We start from the raw sequence: 25,762 nt of genomic DNA, 5'->3' as shown, positions 1-25,762 counted from the left end.
GCCGATGAGCTGGGATTCCAACGACCGCGTAGGACTACCGACAACGCTCCCACCAGCGACGGGGAACTGCTGACCCTGGTGGCCTCACCCGGCACGGTCGATCCGCGCGTGGACAAGGATCAACAGGACTGGAAGGACACTCGCGCGGTGCTGGGCACGTTCCGGCGGGGTTTGGCCCTCGCCGCCGAGCGGCTCTATCCGGATTCGACGGTGCCGAGCTCTGAGGGCAGCGGCGTGATCACCGGTCCGGATTGGCTTCCGAGTGTCCCGGTGCCGTTGTCGGAGCTGGAGCTCGAACTCGACACGGACTCCGCGGTTCCGGCTGTCGATGGTTCGGAGCGGCAGAGTGCGGGCGTACGCCCCCTGGCGTCGGCCGAGCAGCGCTACCACCGCTACAGCCACGCGGTGCGGGATCTGGCCGCGCCACGCCTGTTCGAGAACCGGCTGTGCTTCCGCCTGACCGCTCTCGATCGCTCGCACCCGAACCTGCGGTTGCAGTTCGGCACGATGGGGTTCTTCGACTCGATCGACACGAACGAAGCCCTGGCGCACGAGATGGCCGCGCATCACCTCGTTCGCGACGGGCACGGCGACCTCGGTGTCGGTCGTGCGTCGTGGCGGCGGCTGACGTTTCGCAAGCACGTCGGTGATCCGTTCGACCTGGCCCGGCGGCCGTTGCTGGGCGCGATCGGCACGTTGACGATTCGGGCGGGGGAGAGCCCGAGCATGGTGCTGCACCAGCGGGACGGCGGCCGGGTGGTCGGTGGCGGCGGGATGGCGCACCTGTTGCCCGCGGGCATCTTCCAGCCGTCGAGCGTCATTCCCGACGCGGTGCGCAACGACTTCTCGATCTGGCGGAACATGCAGCGCGAGTTCGCCGAGGAGCTGCTCGGGCACGTCGAGTACGACGGCAGCGGCAGGCCGATCGACTACGAGAACCGCGAACCGTTCGCGGGTATGGATCGCGCCCGCGGCGGGGGGCGGATTCGGGTCTACTACCTCGGCGGCACGCTCGACGCGCTCACGTTGTCCGGTGACATCCTCACCGTGGCTGTGATCGAGCCCGACACCTACGACGAGTTGTTCGGTGCGGCCGTCACCACCAATGACGAGGGCCGCATTCCCGCCCGGCACCTGCCGTTCGAGGCCAATACCATCAGCCGTCTTCACGAACTGGGCCAACTTTCGCCCGGAGCCTCGGCGGCGGTGAACCTGGCCTGGCAGCACAGAAGGGCATTGCTCGCCCGGAGTTGAATTGTTCGCCGCATGGAGTGTTCGGGTGTTCGTTCGCGATGAGCCGTGTCGAAGGACTACAGCGCTCTTCGGTGAACCCGGCATTCATGACCCGAAAAGCAGAACGTCGGCGGTCTGGGGTCCGGTGAGTGGTCAGGCCGCTGGTCGAAGCCGGAAACGCGGCGGAGAAGGGAGCACTCCTGCCAGTTCCCGGCTACGGAACTGACAGGGATCGTGAGCGTTCAAACGTGCTGTTTTTCGTGGATAATCCGATGGACAGTGGTAGCGAGATTCACATTGAATGACGGGACGGTTTCGTGCTACATCTCGTGATCATGTGGATAGTTGGTCTCATCGTACTGCTGGGCGGCATTTTCCTCGCCGTTTCGGGAAAGTATCTTATTGCCGGGTGTGTTCTGCTGGCGTGGACAGTAGCGGACTCCATTGTTTCCTCGATTCGTCGCCGCAAAGTTTACGCCGAGTTTCGCGAGAAATTTCCGACGTCGGATGATGTGGCTCGGTCTCTGGACCGTGAAGAAATTCGACGACTGCGTGACGACGAGGGAAAAGCGCGGGCCGTCCGTCGGGTGCGTCAGGATATCCCGGAGGTGCCGCTCGTGGAGGCCGCGAAACTGGTGGACAAGTTGTGACTTTTCACCGTGGGACAGGCGGCTCATAGCGTGACCTTCCGGCGTCGTCACTACCGCTGTGCGAGGAGAACAACGCCGTGGGATAACGACCCGTCGGTACTCAGGAGGGCAGCGGGTACGGAGCGGGCGAGTTGTCGTACTCGTCCGAAGTGACGCCCTAATCCGGCCCACACCCCACTGCGAGAGCCCCCGCCTCCCGGCTTCTTCGCCGGCAAACGAATCGATCCGATCGACAAGTCGAGCTCGCTCGGCCGCTCCGTAGTTACATGACCTTCGCTCGCAACATGCCACGAGGAAGTTCTCACCGTACGGGTAACCGCACCCGCTGTGGATCCCGCCGAATCCGTAGTGGGGCCGTTCTCGTGCTTCCGTCCAGGAGACACCGCTACGTTGGAGGGCATGGCTGACAGTTCGGCGTCCTCCGTCTGGCCGATCCTGCACTACGACGACACGCGCTCCGCGCTGCGCTTCCTCGTCGATGTCCTGGGATTCCACGAGGTGCTCGCGGTGCCGGACGACGAGGGGGACATCGTGCACGCCGAGCTGCGTCGGCCCGGTGGTGGTGCGCTGGTCTTCGGGTCGACGAAGCACACCGACGGGGTGCACGGCCGGATGCGGGCCGGAAGCAGCGCCGTCTACGTCGCCACCGAGGACGTGGACGCCGTCCACTCCCGAGTGAAGGCGGCAGGGGGTGACGTCGTCGAGGCGCCGCACCACACCGAGTTCGGTTCGGGAGCCGGTTCATACGCGCTCACGGTGCGGGACCCGGAGGGCAACCTGTGGACCTTCGGCACTTACCGGGGCGCCGAGGCGTAGCGCGCCGACGTCGCGCCCGCTACCGCACCGCGCCGGTAGTGGACCCCCACCAGTCGCTGTTTCCGAGTCTCAACCGAGGTGAACGGGCAGCTCCTCGTAGCGGGTCCAGAACGGCATCGGTTCGAGTGCGAGTTCGGAGCGGTCGGTTGCCAGCCGCAGGTTCGGGTTGCGGCGGACGAGCGCGCGCAGTGCGACGCGGGTTTCCATGCGGGCCAGGTTGGCGCCGAGGCAGAAGTGCACTCCGTGGCCGAATCCGAGGTGGGCGTTGGGGCGGCGGTCGATGTCGAAGGTGTCCGGATCGTCGAACGCGGCGGGATCCCGGTTGGCCGCGGCCAACACGGGAATCACCGTCGCACCGGCCGGGATCGTCGTGTCGTGCCAGGTGACTTCCTCGACGGTGGTGGATGGTTTGGTTCCGCCGATCGGTCCGCCGTAGCGCACGACTTCCTCCACGGCGCTCCGCCACAGCGCTTCGTCATCGGGTGCCGCGCGCAACCGCGCGAGCTGGTGGGGGTGATCCAACAGCGTGAGCACCGCGTTGGTGATCAGGTTGTACGTGGTCTCGTAGCCCGCGGTGACCAGCAGAAAGACCATCGCGACCAGTTCGTCTTCGGAGAGGCGATCCCCGTCCTCCTCAGCCTGGATCAGACCGGTCAGGATGTCCTCGCCGGGTTCGGATCGCTTGTGCTCGATCAGTTCGCGCACGAGCTCGGTCAGGGCGTTCATCTCCCGGGCCCAACTCTCCTGGCCGAGCCGCGCCATACCCGTCACGAGGGCATTCATTCCTCGGCCGAAACGGTCCCGGTCGGCGTGCGGCACTCCGACCATCTCGTTGATCACCGTAGCGGGGACGGGCAGCGCGAACCGCTCGCGCAGCTCCACTCGACCAAGGGGTTCCAGCTCGTCGAGCAGCGCGTGCGAGAGCTCGTCGACGCGTCCGCTGATTCGCTCGATCGCCCGGGGAGTGAAGGGTTTGGCCACCAGCTTGCGCAGGCGTCGATGCCCCGGATCGTCCATCAGGATCATGTTGCTGGTCGTCATCAGCCGTATCGGTTCGCGGACCGAGTCCGGAAACCCCGCGAGCATCGCCGGGCCCTGCCCTCCCGGCGAGCGCAGGAACCGGTCATCGGCCAGCATCAGACGGCAATCCTCGTACCGGGAGACCAGCCACACGTCCTGTTCGCCCATGTAGGCCATCCGCCCGCAGTGGACCGGGGCGTTCGTACGCAGCCACGCGTAGTGCGCGTGCGGGTCGGCGAGGAACTCCGGGCTGCCGACGGTGATCGTGGTTTCTGGTGTGGTCATACAGGGCTCCTCGGCCAACTCGGCGCTGCCGCTCAGCACGGAGAACCGCGGAACCGTCGCGGTCTCCGACGTGCCGCTTCGAGTGGTGGAATCTTTCCGGACCGGATTCGAGGGTGCGTCGCGACACGGCTGGTTGCCGCTCGTGCTCGCGATCGTAGTGGTATGCCCGGATCGGTGTCGGAGATCGAGGTGGAATCCCCGATGAGATCGCGCTAGATTCACTCGAATGCCCGCCCCGGAGGAGATCACCCGCCACCACGATCCCGACCCCGCTGAGAACCCGTGGGTTCACGGCCCGCCCGCCCCGGAAACCGTGGCGATCGTGGCGTACGACCCGGAGTGGTCCGCTCGCTACCGCGCTCTGGCCGCCGACATCGTCGCGGCTCTCGGCGAGGTATCGCTCGGCATCGAGCACGTCGGCTTAACGGCGGTGGTGGGGCTCGCGGCGAAGGACGTCGTCGACATCAACCTCACCGTGCCCGCCACCGGCGGTAGCTCACGGGGCTCACCGCACGGCGACCACGAGGAGCTGTCCGGCAGCCGGAAGGTCGACGGCAGCCGCACGGAGCGGACCTCCCGGCAGTCCACCGTCCCCTCTGGACTGAGGATCAGTTCCAGCAGTGCGATCCCGGTGCGTCCGCTCCCGCCGGCCAGCGCGTAGCGACGGTCGCCGCGCTCCTCGGTCCAGGTGGTCAGGCCGTAGGCGGTGCGCTGATCGTTGATCTCCGCCCGGTCGGCCGCGAAGATCGCTCCGGCACCGCTCTCCCACACCGTTGTTCGAGGCGATGCCGCACAGCGGTCTCCGGGTCACCTACGGGGTCACCTGCGGGGTTACCCGCGGCGAGCGCTCTCGGCTCCCGGACGGTGTAACCTAGTCAGCCCGCCTGGGGGTGCTCCGCCGACTGCGAGTCGGCGTACTTGTAGACCCAGAATCCGCGCCCCATGTGCTGGTCCCGCTCGTACCAGGCGACGCCTTCGTTCTCCTCCGAAGCGCGCGGTACGGGGAGGGGTGACAGTGGCTCACCCTCGCCGCTGACGGGAAGCGTGATCTCGCGGCCGTCTTCCGGGCCGCCGTACAGCTCGATGCGGGCGTGCAGGTTCATGGCGTGCCTCCGTGTGAAAAACCTCCGGCTTTTATTACTGACGATTAGGTCTCGGGTTTGGTTCCGCTTTTTCACCCGAACGGACCAGCGATCGGGCTCCGGTGCGGGATGACGTACCACCGTTCGACCCCCGTCCGGATGCGTGGCGGCCCCTCGAATCGGAGCATCGCACGACCCGCCCGGCCGCACTCGGCGAATCGGGAGCTCACGGCACTAGTCAACCGGAAAGGTGACACCCGAACGAAAAGTGCGCCCCCGCTCTCAACCGGCCTGGGGGTCACCGGGAGTGCGGGGGCGCCAAGTCCACCCCTGGGGGTCAGGTGGACGTCGCCCAGGTTACTAAACAGTGGAGCAGATGTCTCTAGGGGAAGAGATCTTTTTTGGGCGGATTCGAGTGGTCACAACCAGTCGCGCCTTCGGAACACCGCGTAAAGCGATACCGCCACCAACAGCATCAGCAGCAGCGCCATCGGGTAACCCAGCGGCCAGTCCAGCTCCGGCATGTGCGTGAAGTTCATGCCGTACACCGTCCCCACCAGCGTGGGAGTGAACAGGATCGCCGCCCACGAGGAGATGCGCTTCATTTGCTCGTTCTGCCGCAGACTCGTCTCGGTGAGTCTGGTGGCCTGCTCGTTCTGACGCTGCGAGTGCAGCGAGGAGTTCACCAGGAGGATGTTGGCCAGCAGTTGCCGGTGCGACTCGACGCGCTCCGCCACGTCCGCCGCGTGGTCCCGGACGTCCCGCAGGTGGCGCTTGAGTTCCACACCGTCGCGCAACTCGTGGAACGCCTGCTCCATGCCGTCCAGCACTTCCATGATCGGGCCGGTGGCCCGCTGGAACTCGATCACCTCGCGGGAGAGCCGGTAGATCCGTTTGGACACTGTGGACTCGCCGCCGAAGACCTCGGTCTCGATCTCGTCCAGGTCGTGCTGCAACCCGTGCTCCACCGGCAGGAAGTCGTCCACCACCCGGTCCACGAGGGCGTAGAGCACGGCAGGCGGGCCGTGCGCCAGCAGCTCCGGCTGGTTCTCCAGCCGGTCTCGAACCGCGTCCAGGTCGGGCCGGTCGCTCTGCCGCGAGGTGATGACGAAGTCCGAGCCGATGAACGCGTGCATCTCGCCGAGCGCCACGTTCTCGCTGTCTTCCTGGTAAAGCGCGGAGCGCAGCACCATGAACAGCGTCTCGCCGTAGCGGTCGAGCTTCGGCCGCTGGTGCGCGAGCCTGGCGTCCTCCAACGCCAGGTGGTGCAGTTCGAACTCGGTTCCCAGCGTCGTCAGCTCGTCCCCGTCCGGCCTGGACAGATCAATCCACCCGAACGTGTGATCGGAGTCGGAGCCGCGTCGCAGCTCGTGCAGCGTCTGCTCCACCGTCTCGCAGCGCTGCCACGACCTGCCGTTCAGATAGATGACGCTGTTCGCCAGCACCATGCCGGACACCTCCGCGGGGACGAGCGGTCGAGTGCTCTCAATCGTCCGGGGCGAACTCCACGACCGCGAGTGCCTGGTCGTCGTGTCGCTTGGGGCGCGGCCAGCGACTGCCGTCCGGATCGGCGTGTTCGGAGGCGCGGACTCGCTCCAGCACCGCCCCCGCCGATTCCGCCCGGGCGTGTGCGAGCAGTTCCCGCCAGTCGCGGTAGCTGTCGTACTGGTCGACACCGCAGGAGACACCGTCGCTCGCCAGCAACGCCGAGCGAACCTCCGTCCTGGGCCAGCTTCGCCGGATCGCACGGTGCGCGGCGGACGGATCGGCCTCGGCCACCCAGAAACCGCCCTCGACGTTGCGCCAGCGGCCGGTCGCGTCCACCGCGGCTCGCAGCTCGTCGTGATGCCGCTCGTCGAAGCCACCGCCCCCGCGCAGCCGCTGCCGGTAGTCACCGTTGCCGGTGGTGCGCAGCGCGTGCAGCCGATCGTCGGTCACCGCCTCGGGTCCCGAGTCGGTGAACACCACGATCGGGCTGTCGGCCAGCACGAGCGCCTCCACGGTCCGCTCGTCCCACCGCAGGATCGACACGGTGGTGGAGGGGGAGTGCCCTGGTTGCAGCCCGTGGGCAGTGCTGACCTCCTCGATCGCCGACGCCAGCGAGTCGGCCAGGTCCGGGGCGGCTCCGGAATCGAGGTGGGAGCGTAACTCGAGGCGGCGACGCAGCGCCGCCGCGAGTTCGGCGGCGTACCAGCCGCCGGTGCGCTCGGTGGGGCGCAGCGAGGTGGCGCCGTCCAGCACCACAACCGCGTTGGGCAGGGTGAGCACCACGTCCTCGCTGGGTTCGCTTCCCGCCTGTTCGGCTACCTCGACAGTGGGCATGCCCGGATTATCCGGCGTTCGGAGTTCGTACCGCCACAACGGGCATCGCGAGTTGCGCCACCGGGCCGATCGCCAGCGCGTAGAGCGCGGTTCCGAACCCCACCGAGCCGCCCAGCACCCAGCCCGTCAGCAGCACCGCCAGCTCGACGCAGGTGCGGACGGCGCGCAGCGACAGCCCCGTCGTGCCGTGCAGGCCGGTCATCAGCCCGTCGCGGGGGCCCGGACCGAGCCGTGCTCCGACGTAGACCGCGGTGGCGAGGCCGTTGCACAGCACGCCGCCGAGCAGCAGTGCCACCCGGACCGGCAGGTTCTCGACCGGTGGGATGAGGTACAGCGCGACGCTGACCGAGAGCGCCACCATGAGCACGTTCGCGACGGTGCCGATGCCGGGCCGCTGGCGCAGCGGTATCCAGCACAGCAGCACCAGAGCTCCGGTGATCGCGGTCACGGTGCCGAAGCCGAGGCCGGTGCGTTCCACCAGGCCGTCGTGCAGCACGTCCCACGGCGCGAGTCCGAGTTCCGCACGCACCATCATCGCCATGCTCGTCCCGTAGCAGGCCAGGCCGGCGAACAGCAGTAGCAGCCGGGTGCCGGGGCGGTGCGTCACCGGTATCGGTTCGAGGTCCACTGGTGCCGTTCGTTGGGGCATGTTCGATTCGTATTCGGTGCTGGTCTGTTGTGAAAAGAGCCAATCGTGAAATATTGGTACCCGTGACGAGTATGCAAGCGGGACGAATGGGGGCCAATGTTCTGGCGCGGATGTTGGGCAACTGGTCGCGGAACGGCCGTCCCAGTGCCGACGCGCTGTACTCGGCACTGCGCCGGCTGGTGCTGGACGGACAACTGCCGCCCGGTACGCGACTTCCCGCCGAACGCGAACTGGCCGACCGGCTCGGCGCCAGCCGCAATCTGGTGACCGCCGCGCTCGACCGGCTCCGGGAGCAGGGGTTCGTGCGGAGCAGGCGGGGAGCGGGTTCCTGGATCGGGGTGCCCGCCACGGCCGGTGGCGCCACCGAGTCGGGTGGTTGGTACCCGCCGGAACGCGGCGAGAGCATCAACTTCGCCCAGGCCACCCCCGCGGCGTCCCCCGAGGTCTACGAGGCGTTCGAACGGGTGATCGAGCGGTTCGCCACGCTGTTCCACGGGCACGGTTATCAGACCCAGGGGCTGCCGGAGCTGCGCGAGCGGATCGCACGGCGCTTCGCGGAGCGCGGCCTGCCCACCGACCCCGAGCAGATACTGATCACCAACGGCGCGCAGCACGCTTTCGCCCTCGTGCTGCGCACGATGCTCACTCCCGGGCAGCGGGTGCTGCTGGAACACCCCACCTACCCGAACGCGATGGAAGCCGTCCGCGGCGTACACGCGCGACCGCTGCCGGTGCCCATGGTCGACGGCGGGTGGGATCCGGAACTGCTGGAGGCGACCCTGGCACAGGCTGCTCCCCGGTTGGCATATCTGATTCCCGACTTCCAGAACCCCACCGGCGCGCTGATGACCGCGGCAGAGCGGGAACGACTGGGCCACGCGCTGCGGCGCCACCGCACGACGGCGGTGGTGGACGAGACGCTGGTCGAGCTCAATCTCTCCGGAGAGCCGCTTCCGCCTCCCGTGGCGGCCTTCGCCGACTCGCAGACGGTCACGGTGGGTTCGGCGAGCAAGTCGTTCTGGGGAGGTCTGCGGCTCGGTTGGATCCGAGCCCCGCACGAGTTGGTACAGCGCCTCGTCGTCGGTCGTGCCGCGATAGACCTCGGCAGTCCCGTTTTCGAGCAGCTCGTGCTGCGGGAGTTGCTGGACGACGCCGATCGCATACTGGGTCGGCAGCGCACGAGGCTGTCGCACCAGCGGGACCGGTTGGTGGCGGCGCTGCGCGAGTTTCGCCCCCAGTGGACCTTCACCGTTCCGGACGGTGGGCTCTCGCTGTGGTGCCACCTCGGCTCCCGACGAGCCGGTGGGCTGGCTGTGGCCGCCGAACAACGAGGCGTGCGGCTGGCCTCCTCCGGGAGATTCGCGGTGGAGGGGGAGCTCGACGACCGTCTCCGACTGCCCTACAGCTTGCCGGCGGAAACGCTGCGGCGGGCGGTGGAGTCGATCGCCGAGGCCGATGACTCGATCAAGCCTGAATCGCCGCCCGACCTGGTTACCTAGTGGGAACAGTGTTGGTTGCGCCGCGTGGCGGTGCTGGTGGCGGAACCTCTGGCACGGCTCTCGCTGCGGGTGCCCCGACATCGGGTAGCGACCTACACAACGTCGGGGCCGTCCTCGCGAGAGCCGCACCGGAGAACCCGCGGCGGTGCCGACTGCGAGGGTGGTCGGAGTGCGGCCCGTCTCGAAGCGGCGCGGCGATTTCGCGGGAAATCGACGGCAGCCGGGCCGCGTGGGGTGACCGCGATCCGGTGTTGCCACTCCGTGGGCGCGGCGATTTCGTGGGAAATCGACGCCGTGCCGGAGGCGAGTGGTGCACACCGTTCGCGCGGCTCGCGGCGGGAGTGGCTGTTCGGCCACCCGCCGGCACGGCCCCTCGACGTGCCGGTGGGTGGCCGCTCGACCCGGTGTCACAGGGGCAGTGCGACACCGGGGGCGGGGCGGTCTGCCGCTCTCGTGACGATTGGCTCGCCCTGATGCGGCGCCCCGACCGACCCGGTCGGGCGCAGGCAACCGGATCGGAGGTCTCGGCGTTCGGGTCGTTCGGAACGAGCGGCGAACTCTTACTACGTACTTCGGCCTAGCGCTGCGCTTCCGTTCTCGTACTGCGCTTCCGGCCTCGCGCTGCGCATTCGGTCTCGCGCAGTGCATCCGGCTTTTCGCAGCGCGCTTCGGGTCAGCCGCCGTCCGCTGCCCGCGGTCTGGCGCGGAAACGCCCCGCATGCTTCGGGAACCGGAGCGCCCCAACCGGCGATCGTCCGGTCTCGGTGAATGTGGACGCTCCCGCACCGCTCGGGACTGCCCGTTGCATCAGAATCACCGCCCCGTGGCTCGCTGCCCGCGTTCGACCATCATCCTCCCGAGTAATCGGCGAATTGGCATCCGCAAACGCCGCTTGTCACCCGGTTAGGCGGCGTTATGAACCAACAACGCTCCGCCGTGACTCGTTGGTTTTTCCCGAATGATCTCCGGTAGCGAGTGCGAACGGTTCGGGGCTGGACGCGCCTTCCCCGGGGCTACCCGGCAGCTACGTATTACTACTCGAACTCTTGCCCCGTTCGGGGGTTTACTGCCGCACCGTGAATCCAACGGCGGCCGGGACGTCTCCTATTCGGCGAACCGGCCCGAGTCGTGTGCTTCGCTCGACGCGCACCGCTCCCGGGCCGGGGCCGATCCCGAAGTAGGAAAGGTGTTCCAGTGACGGAACGGGAGCGATCCTGCGGTACCGCCGTGTTGCTCAGTCGGCTGGCCGTGGGTGACGAGCGTGCCTGGCGTGATCTGGTGGACCGCAACAGCGGTGTGGTGTGGGGAGCCGTTCGCGCCTACTCGGCCAATCGCGCCGACGCCGAGGACGCCTGGCAGGCGACCTGGTTGCTGCTGGCCGAGAACCTGCACCGCCTCCGCGATCCCGAAGGGGTGTCCGCGTGGCTGGTAACCACCGCCCGCCGCGAGTCGATGCGGTTGGCACGCGCCCGACGCAGGGAATCGCCCAGCGGGCTGGCCGGACTGCTGGCCGAGACCGCCGACAGCAGCGAGACCCCGGAGAGCAGTGCGATGCGTTCGTTGTCGGCCGCGCGGATGGCACAGGCGTTCGCCCAGCTGTCCCACCGCTGCCAACAGTTGTTGCGGATCATGGCGGTGGCCCCGGACGCGAGTTACGAGCAGATCGGTACCGCCCTGGGGATGGCCCGCGGTTCCATCGGTCCCAAGAAGCAGCGATGCCTGCGAGCGCTGCGCCTGCGGATGCTCGCCTCGGGGAGTCCGGAAGCCGTGGAAGGGGTGGCGGTGTGAGTACCGGCGCAGGTGCGAGCACGGGAATCCCGGAAGAACTCCGTTCGTTGGGCAGGCTGTTCCGCCGAACGGATCCCACCCCCGAGCGGGCGATCAGCGTGGCCTACGGGGCCGCGCGGCGCCTGGTCCGGGAGCGTGACTCCGTCGGAGTGCTGGAGCCGCTCGGCGATTCCGCCTTCCGAGGCCGCGCTGTCGACGAGTCGCGCGGCGCTGCGGAGGTGCGCACGCTGAGTTTCGCCGCGCCGGGCAGACTCGTCGAACTGGAGTTGCGCCAAACGCGGCAGGGGAGGTTCCTCGCCCGCGGCATCGTGTTGAGCCGTGCCGGGCAGCCCAGCCCCTCGGGCACGGTGATCCTGCGGCACGGGCGGGGAGAGTGTCGGGGCGAGTTGGACGGCTGCGGCGGGTTCGCCGTGGCCGGTGTTCCCGCCGGACCGATCTGTCTGCGGCTGCACACCCGGCGAGCGGACGGTCTCGTCACGCATCGGACGAGCAGCGACTGGTTCGTGTGCTGACCGGGGCACGGGGTTTCCCGAGCGTGGTGGGGAGGCGTTCGGTTGGCCGGATTCGTGCGGATCCCGGCCAACCGGGGCCGTCACCAGCGGGGTAGCAGCCATGCGGCGGCCCCGCTCGCCACCGGTGGCTTCAGCTCGCCTCGGCGTGTGCGGGGTGCGCTGGTGAGTTCCGGGGAAAGAGGTAGCTCGGAGGGGTGCGGACCACCCCGGCGGGCCTCTCAGCCCAGCTTGTGCAGCCGCCGCACTCCCTCGTCGATCACCTCGTCGCGTTTGCAGCAGGCGAACCGGACGAGGTGGCGTACCGGCTCCGGATCGTCGCAGAGCACCTGGAGCGGAATGGCCGCGACACCGGCCCTCTCGGGTAAACCGCGGCAGAACTCGGCGCCGTCGGTGTAGCCGAGCGGCCGGATGTCGGCACACAGGAAGTAGGTTCCCTCGCAGGCGAGCACGTCGAACCCCGCCGAGCCGAGCCCGGCCCGGAGGCGGTCCCGTTTCTGCTGCAGTTCGGTGCGCAGTTCAGGCAGCCAGTCCCGCTCCTCCCGCAGGGCGTGGGCCACGGCGGGCTGGAACGGGGCACCACCGACGAAGGTCATGAACTGCTTCGCCGCGCGCACCGCCGCGACCAGTTCCGGAGGACCGCAGACCCAGCCGATCTTCCACCCCGTGACGTTGAAACTCTTGCCCGCGCTGGACACCGAGAGGGTGCGCTCGGCCATTCCCGGGAACGTGGCCAGCGGCACGTGGCCGCGCCCGTCGTAAACCAGGTGTTCGTAGACCTCGTCGGTGATGGCGAGCAGATCGTTCTCCCGGCAGACCCGGGCGACCTCGGCCAGCTCCGCCTCGGTGAACACGGCACCGGTCGGGTTGTGCGGCGAGTTGAGCACGAGCGCGCGGGTGTTCGGTCCGACCGCCGCTCGCAGGGCCGCGGCGTCGAGCCCGAACCGTCCGCCGCTCACCCGCAGTGGCACGGTGCGTCGCGTGCCGCCCGCCAGCGACACGGCTACGGGGTAGGAGTCGTAGTAGGGCTCCAACAGCACCACCTCGTCACCGGGCTCGACGAGGCCGAGCATCGCCGCGCTGATCGCCTCGGTGGCGCCGACGGTCACCAGGATCTCGGTCTCCGGGTCGTGCTCGATGCCGTAGTCGGCGGCGCGCTGGGCACCGATCGCGGCGCGCAGCTCGGGCTCGCCCGGTCCCGGAGGGTACTGGTTCGTGCCGTCCGCGATCGCCCGTTCGGCGCTGCGGAGCATGCCAGCGGGACCGTCGGTGTCGGGGAACCCCTGTCCCAGGTTGACGGCTTCGTTGCGCCGAGCGAGCTCGGTGATCTCGGCGAAGATCGTCGAGGTGAACGGGCGCAGTCGACTGCTCAAGGGTGGAGTACGCACGGCTCGCACCCTACTAGTGGAGGCCGCGGTGACTCGGTTTCCGTAGTGCTCGCCCGGCGGAGTTCCGCCGGTTCCGGAAGGTGAGCAGTGGTGGGCGTGCTCGGCAGCGCTGCCACAATCGTGGGGTGTCGGATACTTCGGTGGCCGAGCTTTCCCGCAAGCGCGGGCTGCGCCGTATGAAGGGCGTGGCCACGGGTCTGTTCCTGTTGGCGGCGTTCGTCTACCTGTGGACCGGGTGGCTGGTCCCGGACGGCTCGGGCTGGGTCGGATACGTCAACGCCGCCGCCGAGGCGGGGATGGTTGGCGCGCTGGCCGACTGGTTCGCGGTGACGGCGCTGTTCCGCAGGCCACTGGGGTTGCCCATCCCGCACACCGCGATCATCCCCAACCGCAAGAACGCGCTCGGGCAGAGCCTCGGTGACTTCGTCGGCAGCAACTTCCTGTCTGAGCAGGTCGTGGTGGACAAGCTGGACCGTGCCGGGATAACCGGTCGGCTCGGTGAGTGGCTGTCGCGGCGGGAGCACGCGGAGCGCGTCACGGCGGAGTTGGCAGCGGTGTTGCGCGGTGCGGTGCGGGTGCTGCGGGACGAGGACGTGCGGCAGGTGCTGGAACAGACCGTGCTGCGCAGGGTCGTCGAACAGCCGTGGGGACCGCCGTTGGGACGCGTTCTCGGCAGGGTCTTCGAGGACGGTTCGCATCGCGGTCTGGTCGATCTGGTCTGCGATCGTGCCTACGACTGGGTCCGGGACAACTACGAAACGGTTTCGCGGGTGGTAAACCAGCGTGCTCCCTCCTGGTCGCCCAGGTTCTTCGACTCGCTGGTGGCGGACAAGCTCTACAGCGAGGTACTGGCGTTCGCCTGGGCCGTGAAGACCGATCCCGAGCACCAGATGCGCAAGGCCGTGGACCGGTTCCTGGTCGAGTTCGCGCGGGATCTGCGGGAGGACCCGGCCACGATGGCCAGAGCGGATCGCATCAAGTGGCAGGTGCTGGAACACCCCGAGGTGCGGAGCCTGGTCACCGACGCCTGGACCACGGCCAAGGGCATGCTGCTGGAAGCCGCCGAGGACCCCGAGAGCGAGCTGCGGCAGCGGGTACGCGACGGTCTGGTATCGCTTGGTGGCCGCCTCGCCGCCGAGCCGGAGTTGCGTGACAAGGTGGACGGCTGGCTGCGCGAGGCGGCCCGTTACGTCGTCAACCACTATCGTGCCGAGATAACCACGCTGATCACGGACACGGTCGACCGCTGGGACGCGGCCGACACCTCCCGCAGGATCGAGCTACAGGTCGGGCGCGACCTGCAGTTCATCCGTGTCAACGGCACGGTGGTGGGTGCGCTGGCCGGGCTGGCCATACACACGGTCACCGAGTTGTTGTTGTGACCTCCCGCGGCGGCCACGCGGCTGTGCCGAGCGGTGTCGCGATGGTGCTCAATGCGGGGTGTGGCGTTCCCGCCAGGAACGTGCCTTCTCCCGATTGCCGCAGACCCGCATCGAGCACCAGGTGCGCGATCGGTTTCTGGAACGGTCGTAGAAGGCCCACAAACAGTTCGTCGCGGGACAGATCTTGATGCGATGCCAGCGGCCCACCGTGGCGATGCGGGACGCCGCCGCGAGGACGGCTCCGAGTGCATCACTGCCGGAGGCGACCGGCACTCCTTCCTCGAGATGAATGCGCACCGGCCATTCCGCTGTCGCGGGAGGTATGGCCGTCGATTCGCCTGAACCGCAACTGATCGAATCGCGCATCAGGTCGCGAATCTCGCGTGCTGCTGCCGTGTCCACGGATGCCTGCCCGGTGTGTCGCAGGCACCACTGCTGCCATTGTTCCGTCTCCGCCAGCACATCAGTGCCGGTCTCGGCGTCGACGGTGTTGAGAAACGCCAGCAGAAGGTCGATGTCCTGTTCCGTGTCGGGCCCGACGGGCTCGGATGGTGCCGCTGATAGCCCGTTCGGCGCGACGGCTGCGACGGCTTTGCTGTTCACGGTCCCATCGTAAGCCAGCGATTCCTTGCGGTAACGCGGTTGCGAGGTCATAATCATCGATTGGTAACCATTGAAACAGTTACGGTAGTTACGGAGACTTCGATGGCAGGAGCCGAACGCGCCACCTCGTCCCAGCTGCGCGTGATCTCCTTCGTGCTTGACGGGCCCGATCCGCGCGGGCTGGCCGAGTTCTACGGCGAGCTGCTCGGCTGGCCGGTCGACGAGTCGGTGTCCGACGAGCGGTGGGTGGAACTGGCCGACCCCGAGGGCGGTGCGCGGATCTCCTGCCAGCTGGATCCGCACCACACCGCGCCGGGGTGGCCCGACTCGCCGCCGCAGCAGCAGGCCCATCTCGACATCCGGGTGACCGACTTCGAGGCCGCCGAGGCCCGTGCGCTGCGTGCCGGAGCCACCCGGCTGCCCCAGCCGGCGGACGAGCTCGAATCGAAGTTCCGGGTCTACGCGGACCCGGCCGGACACCCGTTCTGCCTGTGCTGGGGACCGCCGCCCGCGTGATCTCGCGAGAAATCGAGATCCCCCGGACGGGATCGACGGTGCCCCGCGTGTCGCCCGAGGGGGCGGCACGCGCGCCGGTGGCTCAGGAGAGGCCCCCCGGTACCGGTGCCGTCCGCCCCACGGTTGTCATCGCATCTCGGCCGTGACGGTTCCGAACAGCTCGTTCGCCTGGTCGAAGGCCCGTCGCAGCGTTTCGGGGTCGGGCCCCAGCCCGGCCACGATCCCGTCCACGCCCTCCAGGCCGGCCTGCCGCAGCAGCGACTTCTCGTTGGTCACCCACTCGCCACGAGCCGCCAGCACGGCGTGCGCGAGCTGCATGGCCGCGGTCGCCAACGCGCCGGCGAATCCGGTGACCCGGCCGCGCTCGACGAAGGCTCCCTCGGCGTACCGGAGCGTGAGCATCGCTCGGTCGTGCCACACCGGAGGTGCCGCCGCACGCAGTGCCTCCGGATATTCGGGGTCGGGCGGACTGCCGCGCAGCACCCGGTTCCGTGCCAGCTCCGCGAGCACCAGGTAGCTGGGTATGCCGGCGAGGTGGAACATCAGCGGCTCCCAGTGGAAACGCCCCTGCCTCGCCTCGGCGAGTTCGTGTTCCACGACGTCCAGATCGCGGTAGTGGACATCCACGTGGCTGCCCTCGACGGTCAGCCAGGCCCCGCCGTTGAACACGCCGCCCCAGTCGCCGATTCCGGAGACCTCGCCGGGCCAGCCGAGCGCGCGCAGCTCCGCGGGATCGAAGTCACCGCGGTAGTACAGCGCGAAATCCCAGTCACTCTCGGCGGTGTGGGTGCCCAGTGCGCGTGAGCCGCCGAGAGTCACAGCGCGCACGCCGGAGAGTGTCGCCAGCCGTTCGGCGACACGCCCGGGGAAGGTTTCGTCGTTCATCGGGAATCCGATCGGATGAAGTGGACGGCAAAGAACCCGCTCTCGGCGCGAGTGGCCGGAGCGTCTCGGACGGAGCGGGACCGCTACGCGGTCCGCGAGGGGCCATCACTTCATCGCGCTCGATCTTAGCGAACACCGGGCTCGTCACGGCGATTTCGCGAGAAAGCGACAGCCCTCGATTCCGCGGTGCCGACCACCGCTCTTTTCACCTGTTCGAGTGCAAGCACTGTGCTTGCAATAGTTAGCAACGGTGCTAGCGTGGACGTGACGGGAAAGGTGGCGCGAGCGTGGAACGGATGGATCACCCGGTCAAAGCGGTTAACCGGGCCGTCAACGACCTGGGAGGCTACATCCGCGCGCAGCGCGCCACCGCCCAGATCTCGCTGCGACAGCTGGCGAAGCGGGCCGGGGTCTCCAACCCGTACCTCAGCCAGGTGGAACGAGGACTGCGCAAGCCCAGCGCGGAGATCCTGCAGCAGATCGCCAACGCCCTGCGGATCTCGGCCGAGGCGCTGTACGTGCAGGCCGGGTTCCTGGAAAGCCGTCCGGGTGGGCCGGTGGTCGACGCGATTCTGGCCGACACGGAACTGAGCGACCGACAGAAACAGGTGTTGCTCGACGTCTACACCTCGTTCCGCGGCGAGAACGGCGAGAACGGGGCATCCGAGGCGGTGCTCGGGCGGGACCGGGAGTCACGGACCGAGCCGGAGTCACGGGAAGAGACCGCCGTCCACGAGACAGTTCGATCCGAATCCGAGGAGTGAGCACCATGGCGACGCGAACCGACAACAGTGAGACCGAGCAACCGGGTGGTCGTGCGGGCCAAGCCGCCGAAAACCTCTACAAGCAGGCTCGGATGCCGCTGGTGGCGGCCCTCGGAGCGGGCGAGGTCGCCGCGCACGCCGTGGCCGACAGCGTGCACCGGGTGCGGGAGCAGCTCAACGAGCACGCGGGATCGGCACGCGAGACCGTGAGCGAACTGCCCTCGGACCTGGGGGAGCTGCGCGACCGGATCCGTTCCGGCGATCTGCGCGAACTGCTCGACAACTACCGGGATTCCGCCGCGAAGCTCTACGGCTACTTCGGCGAGCGCGGTGAGGACGCACTGCAGCGACTTCGTGCCCAGCCGGGTGTGCGGAGCGCCAAGAGCCAGGTGGAGCACGCCCAGGAACGTTTCGAGGGAGCCGTGGGAGAAGCCCGCGAGCTGGCCGACGACGTGCTCGGCAGGGTCAGCACCACCACCCGCTCGTCCGGGGAGAAGGCGGCCCGCACCACCGAGACCGTGGCGGAGGAGAGTGCCGAAACGGTGCGGGAGACGGGGAAACGTGCCGCCTCGGAGACCCGCGGTGCCACACGACGCACCGCCAACCGCGCCTCCACGGCGAAGAGCGGCGACCGGACCGGTTCCGGCAGCAGCGGCCGGACCGGTTCCGCCAGTGGGAGTTCCGCCGGTGGGAGTTCCGCCGGTGGGAGTTCCGGCAGCGGCAGCTCCGCCAGCGGCAGCTCCGGAGGCGGGAGCCGTTCCGGTGGGCAGCGTGGTTCGACCGCCGGCAGGAACAATCCCTCGAAGCAGCCCAAATCCGCCGCGCGGAACAAGGAACAGAGCTGACCGGACCCGGCCGCCTGCGGGAACGGCCGCGGTCAGGCACGACCGCTGCCGGGAACGACCGCTGCCAGGCACGGTCACCGGCCTGCTACCCCCCGTCGGGCGCGGCCACCGCTGCTCGCGCGGCCGAGGTCGCGCCCGTTCGGTACACGACCGGGACTTCCGTGAGGATTACCCGTATCCTTGCGGTGTGCTTCTGGCTCAGGTGATCGTGACGGCTCTCTGGATAGCGGGTATCCCGGTCGGGGTGTACGCGTTCGGGCACGCGCTGATGCAGCGCGCCGACGCGTTCACGGCGGCGGACAAGCAGTCCAAGCCGATCTGGCTCGGGATTACCGGCGCCGGCGCGCTGGTGCTCATACTCATGGTCAGGGGACCCATGACGATTATCTGGATCGCCGGTCTGGTCGCCGCGCTGGTCTACATCGTGGATGTGCGTCCCCGGGTGACCGAGGTGCAGAAGGGCAGTTCCTGGTAGTGACGGTCGGTTCGACGGGAACCGTCGGCGGTGCCCGCCCGGAACTCGCCTCGGGAGCCACTTGGCGCGTGCACGGCAGCGGTGCGCCGGTGACGCTGGTGGTGCACGGCCTCGGTGCCACCGAGGGTGAGGCACGCATCCCCGCCTCGGGACTGCGCGGGACCCGCGTGGTGCTCACCCTGCCCGGCCACGGTGGTGCGGCGGACCCGGTAGCCGGTTACTGGAGTTACGAGCGCGTGGCCGACGACGTACTCGAAGCGGCCGATCGGGTGGGGGCCGAGCGGGCGGTCGGGGTCTCACTCGGCGCCGGGGCGCTGACCCGGCTAGCCGCGCGGAATCCCACGCGTTTCGAACGGCTCGCCCTGCTGCTTCCCGCCGCGTTGGACCGGCCGCGTGGTGGTGCGGTGACCGCGATCTTCGAACAACTTGCCTCGGGAGTCGACGCCGCCGCCGAGGACGACGGCGAGTGGCTGCGCGGGATCGTCGCTTCCGGGCTCCCGGAAGATGCCGACGTCGGCGAGTACGTCGAGCAGCGCGCGGCGACGCTGCGGCGCCTCGGTCCCGCCCTGCGCACCCTCCCCGGGCAGGCTCCGTTGCACGACAGCGCCGAACTCTCCGCCGTTGCTTCCCCCGTGCTGGTGATAGGCGCCGCCGCCGATCCGCTGCACGAGCCCGCGGTGGCCGAACGACTCGCGGCCGTGCTGCCCGATGCCCGGCTGCAGGTGTTCGATTCCGCCGCGCCCATGCTCGACAGGCGTGCCGAGTTGCGGCGGTTGCTGACCGGTTTCCTCGACGACCGGTGACGGAACCCGTCCTCCCGGTTTGACCGGGGCCCTCGTGAGGGCGCTGATCGGGTTCGTTGCCGGGCAGGTTGTGACTGCCCGATGGGCGGCCAGCCTATGAGCCTTCACCCCAGGTCAAGCCACGTGTTGCATTCACCGGTTGAATCGAAGCGAGAAATCGACGCTGCCAGGGCGCTCGGTCCTCGGTATCCGCGCTGGTCACCTGCCGTTGACCAGCCCTGCCAGTTCCCGGTCTCCCCTGGTCGTCGCCGTGTTGGGGCGCCCCCACACCCTGCGGTAGAGCGTGTCCGCCTCGCCCGCGACCGTCGCCTCCGGTTCGATGTCACCGGTAGCGGTGCCGCGTCGGCGTTCGATCGAAGGGGACTGCCCGGCCTCGAACGTCACCAGCCATGCCCGCTCCACGTCCACCGCGTGGAACAGCAGGCGTCCGGTATTCCGTGCCGCGGACCAGTCGTGGCCGACCGCGAGCAACATCGTCAGGAATTCGTCGATCCCATCCGCGGCGAATTCGGCGTCGAACAGCAGCCCGCGCTCGTCCGATCCGCCGTTCGGGAGGGCGTACTCGGCGTCCAGCCGGTGGATGGCGGTCTCGTGCACCATTCGTCTCGCCCAGTTCCGTGGGGTGCCGCCGGGGAAGAAGGACCACACCGCGCGGTCCGGTGACTCAGCGGCCAGCCGCGTGGTCAGCTCCGTCAACCGCTCGTCCATCCAGTGCAGCGCGGCGTCGAACTCGCGGGGAGCCGACTCGGGCCTGGGCCTGGAATCCTCGGGGTCCAGCCTCAGTGCCTGACCGACCATCGCGTAGACCTTGCCCAGGTGCCGGACCAGCTGCAGGACGTCCCACTCCGGGCAGGTGGGCACAGCCGCGTCGGCCCCCGCGCCGGACGCGGCCTCGCGTAACGCCGTCGCGTGTTCGCGTAACCGTGCGTGATTCGGGTCCTCGTTCATGTCACGGAGTTTAGGAGGAGATCGGCGACCCACCTACCCGCCGGTGCGGCTCAGCCAGTCGGCCAGGAACTTCCGCTCCTGAGCGATCACGCGGCGCACCTGAACCGCCAGCAGTTCTTCCGCCCGATCGCTCAGGAACGGCAGCCGTACGCTCACCTCGCCGTGGAACACGAACTCACTGGCCCACGGTCGATCCCCGGCAGCGGTGTCGGTGTCGACCTCTTCGCCGGGTGTCAGATCGCGCAGCCACAGTGAGCCGGTGACGGTACTCGGAACGCCTCCCAGCGTGGCTGCCACCTCCCCCACGAAATGACCTTCTTCCCGCCGCCGCCAGGTTTCGCTGCGGTCCACGACCGGGCTCCCCCCGAGCACACCGCGGATCACGCCGGGCAGGTCCTGCTCGGGGAGCTGTTGCCGGATCTGGAAGCGGACCTCGTCCCCGGTGACGGTGTGCGACACCAGCCGCGCGGCCGCACCTCCCAGCGTGTCCAGCCGCTCGCGCAGACACGCCTCATCGACCAGCGCCGCGTGGATCCGTGCCGCGGGCCAACGCGACATGCTGTGGTGCTCGATGCGGCTTGTCATGCGGCGCAGGTTACCGTGGCGACCGTGACCTCCAGCTCGATGTCCGAAGGCGGCGCCGTGGAGGCCCCGGCTTCCGCCGCTCCCAGCCGTTCGCTGGCCCGATACACCACCCTGCGGTTGGGCGGCCCCGCGACCGAACTCGTCACCGCCACCGACTCCGGACAGCTCGTCGAGCTGGTGCGTACCGCCGATCGTGCCGGAACGCGGCTGCTCCTGCTCGGCGGCGGTTCCAATCTGGTCGTCTCCGACGAGGGGTTCGACGGCAAAGCGGTGTGCATCGCCACGAGCGGGATCACCTACGACCGGTTGGGGGACGGTCTGGTGCGGCTCACCGTCGAAGCGGGCGAGGACTGGGACGAGGTGGTCGCCGATACGGTCCGTCGCGGCCTGGGAGGCCTGGAGTGCCTCTCCGGCATCCCCGGCCTGACCGGGGCCACCCCGGTGCAGAACGTGGGGGCCTACGGGGTGGAGATCTCCGAACCGCTGATCTCGGTGGATCTGCTCGATCGTCCCACCGGGGAGGTGAGCACGGTGCCCGCCGAGGAGCTGGGGCTGAGCTATCGCAGCAGCATGCTCAAGCGCACGGATCGGGCGGTGGTGCTGCGAGTTCGGTTGCGGCTGCGGGAGGACGGGCTCTCCGAACCCGTTCGCTACGGCGAGTTGGCCGGTGAGCTGGGAGTGGCGCCGGACGAGCGTGTGCCGGTGGAACGTGCCAGGCAGGCGGTGTTGCGGCTTCGCGGCGGCAAGGGGATGGTGCTCGATCGCGATGACCACGACACCTGGAGTGCGGGCTCGTTCTTCACCAACCCGATCGTGGGAGCCGAGCACCTGCCGGGCGTGTTGGAACGCATCGAGGAGCGGGTGGGGCAGCAGCGTATCCCGCGTTATCCCGCAGCGGACGGAGCGGCCAAGCTCTCGGCGGCCTGGTTGATCGAACGCGCGGGCTTCGCCAAGGGCTACGCCGGTCCGGGTGGACGGGTGGGGCTGTCCACCAAGCACACCCTGGCGCTGACCAACCGTGGTTCGGCCACCACCGCGGACCTGCTCAGCCTCGCGGGTGAAGTACGGGACGGAGTGCGGGACGCCTTCGGCGTGTTGCTGGCTCCGGAGCCCGTATTGGTGGACTGTCTGCTCTGATGCGCATCCGAGACGCTCCACTGTGTTGACTTTACGTGACTAATAGTCACCCTGCGTGTTAAATGGTGGGCGGAGGCTGCCATGATTAGCGTCAGGGAAGCACGCGACCGGGCGGCTATTCGTCCGATCAAGCGTGCGGTGGAGGATCAGCTGCTGGATCTTCCGGGCGTGGGGCTCGTCGACATCGGCGAGAAGTGGACATCCGGCCGTCCCACCGGACAACAGGTGATCATCGTTTCCGTCGCGCGCAAGAAACCGATGGAGTGGCTCGAGGTCGGGGAGTGCGTGCCGTCCCTGATCCTGGGCATCCCCACCGATGTGGTGGAGGAACGGGTGTTTCCGCAGCACGCCCACTGTTCGCTCGACGAACTCGTTCCGGCCGTGCTGCCCACCCCTGCCCTAACGGTGTTCGGGGGCGTGGGGATAGCGCCCTCCCGTCCGGTCGTACTCGGTCCGGTCGGTTCCGTCGCCGAAGGCCAGCACCGGGACGGCGGGCAGTACCGGCGGATCGGAACCCTGGGTGCCCTCGTGACCGGACGGGGGTCGGCCGTACTCACCATGGGACTGACCACTTTCGACGTGGCCTGCATGGACGATGCCTGGTCGGTGGGCGACGCGATGCTGGATCCGCACTCCGGCCGCTGCTACGCCGAGCTCTCGCGCGCGGCGTTGTCCGGGAGGGTGGACGCCGCGGCAGTCATGATCGACGAGGCTTTCGACTGCTGTCGCACGATTCCCGGTGTGGGGGCGGTGACCGGCCAGGGGGTCGCCGAGGTCGGGGACACGGTGCGCAAGAGCGGGTTGGGCACCGGCCTCACGCGGGGTTCGGTGGCTTCCACCGACGCCACGCTGCGGATCGACCACGGTGATGCGCTGGGTGTTCGGACCCGCCGCGAACAGCTCAGAGTTGTCACCACCCGCGAGAAGCCGTTCACCGGTGCCGGTGACGCGGGGGCGGTGGTGGTGGACGGGGAAGGAGGCGTGGTCGGCCTGCACACCGCGGGCAGCGCGGACGGTCGTACCGGGTTCGCCTGCCCGATAGCCGACGTACTCGCCGAACTGGACGTGAAGCTGGCCGTCACGTTCCGCAGACTGCGCCCCCACGACCAGCAAACCCGCTGAGCTCGGACTTGACCTGTGCTCACACGACGTGGTGCGGGTTACCGGGGTCGTCAATTTCTCGCGAAATCGCCACGCCGCCAGCGCCGAGGAATAGCCACACTCTTACCACTCCAGCAACCGGCACCGCCGCGGGTTCTCCCGTGCGGCTCTCGCGAGGAAGACCCGACGTTGGGTAGCTCGCTACCCGATGTCGGTTCTCCCGCAGCGAGAGCCGTGCGAGAGGTTCCGCCGCTCGCACCGCCGGGCAAGCCGGGTTCCACGGTTCTACTGTCGTTCAGGTGCGGTGGGAGCGCGTGGCCGATGCCTGGTCCCGCGGCTTCACCACGATCTGGTCGAGGTTGACGTGTGCGGGTCGCGTCGCCGCGAAAGTGATCACGTCGGCCACGTCGTCGGCCACTAGTGGTGTGAGGCCACGGTAGACGGCTTTCGCGCGTTCGGTGTCGCCGTGGTAACGCACCTCGGAGAACTCGGTTTCCACCAGCCCCGGGGCGACCTCGGTGAACCGGACCGGCTCGCCGAGGTGCTCACCGCGCAGGGTGCGGTGCAGCGCCGCCTCGGCGTGCTTGGCCGAGGTGTATCCCGAGCCGTTGTCGTAGACCTCCAGTGCTGCCACCGAGGTCACCGTGATCACGTGCCCGTTCTCGGAGGCGACCAGTTTGGGCAGCAGCGCTTTGGTGAGGCGGAGCGTTCCCAGCACGTTCGTTTCCCACATCCAGCGCCAGTCGCTCTCGTCGGCCTCCGCGACCGGGGCCGATCCCTTCGCGCCCCCCGCGTTGTTGACGAGAATCCGGCAGGTGGGCACCTGCTCGACGAATGAGTTCACCGAGTCCTCGTCGGTGACGTCGAGCGGCAGGGCGGTGCCGCCGGTCTCCGCGGCCAGTTCGCGGAGTCGGTCCACTCGTCGTGCGCCCAGGATCACGTGGAACCCCTCGTTCGCCAGGCTGCGTGCGGTGGCCGCTCCGATTCCGGAACTCGCTCCGGTGATCACGGCTACATCTCGGTCACTGGCGATGACGGATCGGTTACTCGTTCCCGCTGTCGACTCTGTGCTCACGTTACGATTCTCCCGTAGTCGGGACGTGTTTCGCCCGATACGGGGGCAGTGTGATGCAGCACACTTTCCGGTTCGGGCATCCCGCGGAGGCAGCCAGGCGTCCCAGGGAACGAGGAACGGAACACATGTCCATTCGCGATGGATCGAGGTAGGAGTGTCCACTAGGGGAAACGGTTCGCACGGGCGTTCGTCGAAGGGCGCGCTCGGTGTCGTGACGGCGGCGTTGTTGCTGCTTTCGGGCTGTGGCGGCGGTGCGGCGAATGTCGCGGGATCCGGCGGGGACTCGACGAGCTCCGCGCCGGAACCGCAGGTCTCACTGCAACCGGGCGACGGCGCGACCGGGGTCAACCCCAAGGACTCGATCAAGGTCTCGGCTGAGCACGGGGAGTTGCACAACGTTTCACTGGTCAACTCTTCGGATGAAGAAGTCGAGGGCAAGCTGGTGAACAACGACTCGGCCTGGAAGGCCACCGAGCCGTTGGGCTACGGCAAGACCTACGAGTGGTCCGGCGAAGTGGTCGGTTCCGGTGGTCAGAGCTCTCCGGTCGGCGGCAGCTTCCGCACGGTCGATCCGCAACGCGTGGTGCGCGCCACGATCAACCCCGTCGACGACAAGACCGTCGGTATCGCGATGCCGGTCAGCATCAAGTTCGACGCGCCGGTGGAGAACAAGGCCGAGGTGCAGCGTGCGCTGAGCGTGGATCCGTCCGAGGACGTCAAGGGCTCGTGGGCCTGGTTGAACGACAAGCAGGTCGACTGGCGCCCCAAGGAGTACTGGCCCGCCCACACCACGGTCAAGGTCGACGCCCCGCTCTACGGTCTCGACTACGGCGGCGGCAAGTACGGCAAGGCCGATCTGACCACCGAATTCGAGATCGGCAGGTCGCAGATCGTCAAGGCCGACGTGCAGCGTCACCGGGTGCGCGTGATCCGCGACGGTGAGCAGATCGCCAGCTACCCGGCCAGCTACGGCCTCGACTCGGTGCCCGACCGGCACACCCACGACGGCACCTACATGGTCATGGCCAAGCACCCGGTGGAGATCATGGACAACCCGAAGTACGGCTACACCGACGTGAAGAAGAAGTGGGCCGTGCGCATCTCCAACCACGGTGAGTTCATTCACGAGAACGAGCAGAACCGTGCCAACATCGGCAAGCGAAACACCTCGCACGGTTGCGTGAATCTCACCAATGCCGACGCGAAGGACTACTTCGACAGCGCGATGATCGGGGACCCGGTGGAGGTCAGCGGCTCCGGGACCGACATGCCCGCGAAGTACGCCGTCTACGACTGGATGCTGAGCTGGGACCAGTGGCAGAACATGTCCGCGCTGTGAGTCCGCTCCGCTCGCGTGGCGGGTGCCGCACCCGCCACGAGGTCGGGCCGGGGCGGTTCGGTC

General features: G+C 68.5%; 27 protein-coding genes. 16 read left to right on the top strand and 11 right to left on the bottom strand.

Annotated elements, in window-relative coordinates:
- Positions 1 to 108 precede the first annotated feature (108 nt).
- The 3 genes from BLR41_RS03860 to BLR41_RS03850 all read left to right on the top strand — a co-directional run bounded on the left by BLR41_RS03860 (position 109) and on the right by BLR41_RS03850 (position 2,699).
- Positions 109 to 1,254 carry a hypothetical protein gene (locus BLR41_RS03860; protein ID WP_218119890.1) on the top strand — a complete coding sequence of 382 codons (1,146 nt, stop codon included), beginning with the start codon at positions 109 to 111 and terminating at the stop codon, positions 1,252 to 1,254.
- A 308-nt stretch (positions 1,255 to 1,562) separates the two neighbouring features.
- A complete protein-coding gene (locus BLR41_RS03855) occupies positions 1,563 to 1,883 on the top strand; it encodes a hypothetical protein (protein ID WP_143012988.1) in 321 nt (106 codons plus the stop codon).
- 399 nt (positions 1,884 to 2,282) lie between these two features.
- Positions 2,283 to 2,699 carry a VOC family protein gene (locus BLR41_RS03850; RefSeq protein ID WP_092626816.1) on the top strand — a complete coding sequence of 139 codons (417 nt, stop codon included), beginning with the start codon at positions 2,283 to 2,285 and terminating at the stop codon, positions 2,697 to 2,699.
- Between the two features lie 69 nt (positions 2,700 to 2,768).
- On the opposite strand, the gene BLR41_RS03845 is transcribed toward BLR41_RS03850, so the two are convergent.
- Positions 2,769 to 4,004, bottom strand: a complete 1,236-nt coding sequence (locus BLR41_RS03845) for a cytochrome P450 family protein (protein ID WP_092626502.1) — start codon at positions 4,002 to 4,004, stop codon at positions 2,769 to 2,771.
- Between the two features lie 226 nt (positions 4,005 to 4,230).
- On the opposite strand from BLR41_RS03845, the gene BLR41_RS23935 reads away from it, so the two are divergent.
- The gene (locus BLR41_RS23935; RefSeq protein ID WP_092626498.1) at positions 4,231 to 4,665 is read left to right on the top strand and encodes a GrpB family protein; all 435 of its coding nucleotides are present in this window, start codon (positions 4,231 to 4,233) and stop codon (positions 4,663 to 4,665) included.
- Positions 4,666 to 4,879: 214 nt separating this feature from the next.
- Here BLR41_RS23935 and BLR41_RS03830 read toward each other — a convergent pair whose 3' ends face one another.
- The 4 genes from BLR41_RS03830 to yczE all read right to left on the bottom strand — a co-directional run bounded on the left by BLR41_RS03830 (position 4,880) and on the right by yczE (position 8,057).
- Positions 4,880 to 5,107 (bottom strand): hypothetical protein, encoded by a 228-nt coding sequence (locus BLR41_RS03830; protein ID WP_092626497.1) that lies wholly within the window; start codon positions 5,105 to 5,107, stop codon positions 4,880 to 4,882.
- A gap of 398 nt (positions 5,108 to 5,505) precedes the next feature.
- The gene (locus BLR41_RS03825) at positions 5,506 to 6,534 is read right to left on the bottom strand and encodes a magnesium and cobalt transport protein CorA (RefSeq protein WP_092626495.1); all 1,029 of its coding nucleotides are present in this window, start codon (positions 6,532 to 6,534) and stop codon (positions 5,506 to 5,508) included.
- Positions 6,535 to 6,571: 37 nt separating this feature from the next.
- The gene (locus BLR41_RS03820) at positions 6,572 to 7,408 is read right to left on the bottom strand and encodes a protein phosphatase 2C domain-containing protein (RefSeq protein ID WP_092626494.1); all 837 of its coding nucleotides are present in this window, start codon (positions 7,406 to 7,408) and stop codon (positions 6,572 to 6,574) included.
- Between the two features lie 7 nt (positions 7,409 to 7,415).
- Complete coding sequence (gene yczE / locus BLR41_RS03815) at positions 7,416 to 8,057, bottom strand: membrane protein YczE (RefSeq protein ID WP_092626492.1); 642 nt, start codon at positions 8,055 to 8,057, stop codon at positions 7,416 to 7,418.
- Positions 8,058 to 8,128: 71 nt separating this feature from the next.
- Here yczE and yczR point away from each other — a divergent pair, with 71 nt between their 5' ends.
- From yczR to BLR41_RS03800, 3 genes are all read left to right on the top strand, one after another.
- Positions 8,129 to 9,556: a MocR-like transcription factor YczR gene (gene yczR / locus BLR41_RS03810; RefSeq protein WP_092626491.1), complete on the top strand. Its 1,428-nt coding sequence runs from the start codon at positions 8,129 to 8,131 to the stop codon at positions 9,554 to 9,556.
- A gap of 1,194 nt (positions 9,557 to 10,750) precedes the next feature.
- Positions 10,751 to 11,344, top strand: a complete 594-nt coding sequence (locus BLR41_RS03805) for an RNA polymerase sigma factor (protein ID WP_092626490.1) — start codon at positions 10,751 to 10,753, stop codon at positions 11,342 to 11,344.
- On the top strand, positions 11,341 to 11,856 hold the full coding sequence (locus BLR41_RS03800) for a hypothetical protein (protein ID WP_092626488.1): 516 nt from the start codon (positions 11,341 to 11,343) through the stop codon (positions 11,854 to 11,856). Before BLR41_RS03805 ends, BLR41_RS03800 begins: the two co-directional genes overlap by 4 nt.
- A gap of 218 nt (positions 11,857 to 12,074) precedes the next feature.
- Here the strand turns inward: BLR41_RS03800 and BLR41_RS03795 are convergent, their stop codons facing one another.
- Positions 12,075 to 13,241: a pyridoxal phosphate-dependent aminotransferase gene (locus tag BLR41_RS03795; RefSeq protein WP_092626815.1), complete on the bottom strand. Its 1,167-nt coding sequence runs from the start codon at positions 13,239 to 13,241 to the stop codon at positions 12,075 to 12,077.
- Positions 13,242 to 13,417: 176 nt separating this feature from the next.
- Here BLR41_RS03795 and BLR41_RS03790 point away from each other — a divergent pair, with 176 nt between their 5' ends.
- Positions 13,418 to 14,623, top strand: a complete 1,206-nt coding sequence (locus tag BLR41_RS03790; RefSeq protein ID WP_092626814.1) for a DUF445 family protein — start codon at positions 13,418 to 13,420, stop codon at positions 14,621 to 14,623.
- Positions 14,624 to 14,671: 48 nt separating this feature from the next.
- Here the strand turns inward: BLR41_RS03790 and BLR41_RS03785 are convergent, their stop codons facing one another.
- The gene (locus BLR41_RS03785; protein ID WP_245693804.1) at positions 14,672 to 15,283 is read right to left on the bottom strand and encodes a CGNR zinc finger domain-containing protein; all 612 of its coding nucleotides are present in this window, start codon (positions 15,281 to 15,283) and stop codon (positions 14,672 to 14,674) included.
- 45 nt (positions 15,284 to 15,328) lie between these two features.
- On the opposite strand from BLR41_RS03785, the gene BLR41_RS03780 reads away from it, so the two are divergent.
- Positions 15,329 to 15,742, top strand: coding sequence for a VOC family protein (locus BLR41_RS03780; protein WP_092626485.1), 414 nt, complete (start codon positions 15,329 to 15,331; stop codon positions 15,740 to 15,742).
- A 126-nt stretch (positions 15,743 to 15,868) separates the two neighbouring features.
- On the opposite strand, the gene BLR41_RS03775 is transcribed toward BLR41_RS03780, so the two are convergent.
- The gene (locus BLR41_RS03775; protein ID WP_092626484.1) at positions 15,869 to 16,627 is read right to left on the bottom strand and encodes a nucleotidyltransferase domain-containing protein; all 759 of its coding nucleotides are present in this window, start codon (positions 16,625 to 16,627) and stop codon (positions 15,869 to 15,871) included.
- Between the two features lie 296 nt (positions 16,628 to 16,923).
- Here BLR41_RS03775 and BLR41_RS03770 point away from each other — a divergent pair, with 296 nt between their 5' ends.
- From BLR41_RS03770 to BLR41_RS03755, 4 genes are all read left to right on the top strand, one after another.
- Entirely contained in the window at positions 16,924 to 17,391 is a 468-nt protein-coding gene (locus BLR41_RS03770) for a helix-turn-helix domain-containing protein (RefSeq protein WP_176797826.1), read from the top strand.
- Positions 17,392 to 17,396: 5 nt separating this feature from the next.
- Positions 17,397 to 18,236: a hypothetical protein gene (locus BLR41_RS03765; RefSeq protein WP_176797798.1), complete on the top strand. Its 840-nt coding sequence runs from the start codon at positions 17,397 to 17,399 to the stop codon at positions 18,234 to 18,236.
- 208 nt (positions 18,237 to 18,444) lie between these two features.
- Positions 18,445 to 18,711, top strand: a complete 267-nt coding sequence (locus tag BLR41_RS03760; RefSeq protein WP_245693799.1) for a DUF2516 family protein — start codon at positions 18,445 to 18,447, stop codon at positions 18,709 to 18,711.
- On the top strand, positions 18,711 to 19,514 hold the full coding sequence (locus BLR41_RS03755) for an alpha/beta fold hydrolase (RefSeq protein ID WP_218119889.1): 804 nt from the start codon (positions 18,711 to 18,713) through the stop codon (positions 19,512 to 19,514). Before BLR41_RS03760 ends, BLR41_RS03755 begins: the two co-directional genes overlap by 1 nt.
- Before the next feature lie 198 nt (positions 19,515 to 19,712).
- Here the strand turns inward: BLR41_RS03755 and BLR41_RS03750 are convergent, their stop codons facing one another.
- Positions 19,713 to 20,462, bottom strand: a complete 750-nt coding sequence (locus tag BLR41_RS03750; protein WP_092626480.1) for a maleylpyruvate isomerase N-terminal domain-containing protein — start codon at positions 20,460 to 20,462, stop codon at positions 19,713 to 19,715.
- Positions 20,463 to 20,495: 33 nt separating this feature from the next.
- Positions 20,496 to 21,047 (bottom strand): DUF2505 domain-containing protein, encoded by a 552-nt coding sequence (locus BLR41_RS03745; protein ID WP_092626478.1) that lies wholly within the window; start codon positions 21,045 to 21,047, stop codon positions 20,496 to 20,498.
- Between the two features lie 39 nt (positions 21,048 to 21,086).
- Between BLR41_RS03745 and BLR41_RS03740 the strand changes: the two genes are divergently transcribed.
- A complete protein-coding gene (locus tag BLR41_RS03740) occupies positions 21,087 to 22,184 on the top strand; it encodes a UDP-N-acetylmuramate dehydrogenase (protein WP_092626812.1) in 1,098 nt (365 codons plus the stop codon).
- Between the two features lie 81 nt (positions 22,185 to 22,265).
- Complete coding sequence (locus BLR41_RS03735; RefSeq protein WP_092626477.1) at positions 22,266 to 23,306, top strand: hypothetical protein; 1,041 nt, start codon at positions 22,266 to 22,268, stop codon at positions 23,304 to 23,306.
- A gap of 274 nt (positions 23,307 to 23,580) precedes the next feature.
- Here BLR41_RS03735 and BLR41_RS03730 read toward each other — a convergent pair whose 3' ends face one another.
- The gene (locus BLR41_RS03730; RefSeq protein WP_092626475.1) at positions 23,581 to 24,360 is read right to left on the bottom strand and encodes an SDR family NAD(P)-dependent oxidoreductase; all 780 of its coding nucleotides are present in this window, start codon (positions 24,358 to 24,360) and stop codon (positions 23,581 to 23,583) included.
- A 154-nt stretch (positions 24,361 to 24,514) separates the two neighbouring features.
- On the opposite strand from BLR41_RS03730, the gene BLR41_RS03725 reads away from it, so the two are divergent.
- On the top strand, positions 24,515 to 25,699 hold the full coding sequence (locus tag BLR41_RS03725) for a L,D-transpeptidase (protein WP_218119888.1): 1,185 nt from the start codon (positions 24,515 to 24,517) through the stop codon (positions 25,697 to 25,699).
- The last annotated feature ends 63 nt before the right edge of the window (positions 25,700 to 25,762 follow it).

This window comes from Actinopolyspora mzabensis (genome assembly GCF_900101095.1).
Lineage (GTDB): Bacteria > Actinomycetota > Actinomycetes > Mycobacteriales > Pseudonocardiaceae > Actinopolyspora > Actinopolyspora mzabensis.
This window is presented reverse-complemented; position numbering and strand designations above follow the sequence as displayed.

What these genes read in the sequence shown, in the direction of transcription:
- BLR41_RS03850 (WP_092626816.1), top strand. Translation starts at nt 2,283, where the DNA reads ATGGCTGACAGTTCGGCGTCCTCCGTCTGGCCGATCCTGCACTACGAC.
- BLR41_RS03845 (WP_092626502.1), bottom strand. Translation starts at nt 4,004, where the DNA reads ATGACCACACCAGAAACCACGATCACCGTCGGCAGCCCGGAGTTCCTC.
- BLR41_RS23935 (WP_092626498.1), top strand. Translation starts at nt 4,231, where the DNA reads ATGCCCGCCCCGGAGGAGATCACCCGCCACCACGATCCCGACCCCGCT.
- BLR41_RS03830 (WP_092626497.1), bottom strand. Translation starts at nt 5,107, where the DNA reads ATGAACCTGCACGCCCGCATCGAGCTGTACGGCGGCCCGGAAGACGGC.
- BLR41_RS03825 (WP_092626495.1), bottom strand. Translation starts at nt 6,534, where the DNA reads ATGGTGCTGGCGAACAGCGTCATCTATCTGAACGGCAGGTCGTGGCAG.
- BLR41_RS03820 (WP_092626494.1), bottom strand. Translation starts at nt 7,408, where the DNA reads ATGCCCACTGTCGAGGTAGCCGAACAGGCGGGAAGCGAACCCAGCGAG.
- yczE (WP_092626492.1), bottom strand. Translation starts at nt 8,057, where the DNA reads ATGCCCCAACGAACGGCACCAGTGGACCTCGAACCGATACCGGTGACG.
- yczR (WP_092626491.1), top strand. Translation starts at nt 8,129, where the DNA reads ATGCAAGCGGGACGAATGGGGGCCAATGTTCTGGCGCGGATGTTGGGC.
- BLR41_RS03790 (WP_092626814.1), top strand. Translation starts at nt 13,418, where the DNA reads ATGAAGGGCGTGGCCACGGGTCTGTTCCTGTTGGCGGCGTTCGTCTAC.
- BLR41_RS03785 (WP_245693804.1), bottom strand. Translation starts at nt 15,283, where the DNA reads ATGATTATGACCTCGCAACCGCGTTACCGCAAGGAATCGCTGGCTTAC.
- BLR41_RS03780 (WP_092626485.1), top strand. Translation starts at nt 15,329, where the DNA reads ATGGCAGGAGCCGAACGCGCCACCTCGTCCCAGCTGCGCGTGATCTCC.
- BLR41_RS03775 (WP_092626484.1), bottom strand. Translation starts at nt 16,627, where the DNA reads ATGAACGACGAAACCTTCCCCGGGCGTGTCGCCGAACGGCTGGCGACA.
- BLR41_RS03770 (WP_176797826.1), top strand. Translation starts at nt 16,924, where the DNA reads ATGGATCACCCGGTCAAAGCGGTTAACCGGGCCGTCAACGACCTGGGA.
- BLR41_RS03765 (WP_176797798.1), top strand. Translation starts at nt 17,397, where the DNA reads ATGGCGACGCGAACCGACAACAGTGAGACCGAGCAACCGGGTGGTCGT.
- BLR41_RS03750 (WP_092626480.1), bottom strand. Translation starts at nt 20,462, where the DNA reads ATGAACGAGGACCCGAATCACGCACGGTTACGCGAACACGCGACGGCG.
- BLR41_RS03745 (WP_092626478.1), bottom strand. Translation starts at nt 21,047, where the DNA reads ATGACAAGCCGCATCGAGCACCACAGCATGTCGCGTTGGCCCGCGGCA.
- BLR41_RS03740 (WP_092626812.1), top strand. Translation starts at nt 21,087, where the DNA reads ATGTCCGAAGGCGGCGCCGTGGAGGCCCCGGCTTCCGCCGCTCCCAGC.
- BLR41_RS03735 (WP_092626477.1), top strand. Translation starts at nt 22,266, where the DNA reads ATGATTAGCGTCAGGGAAGCACGCGACCGGGCGGCTATTCGTCCGATC.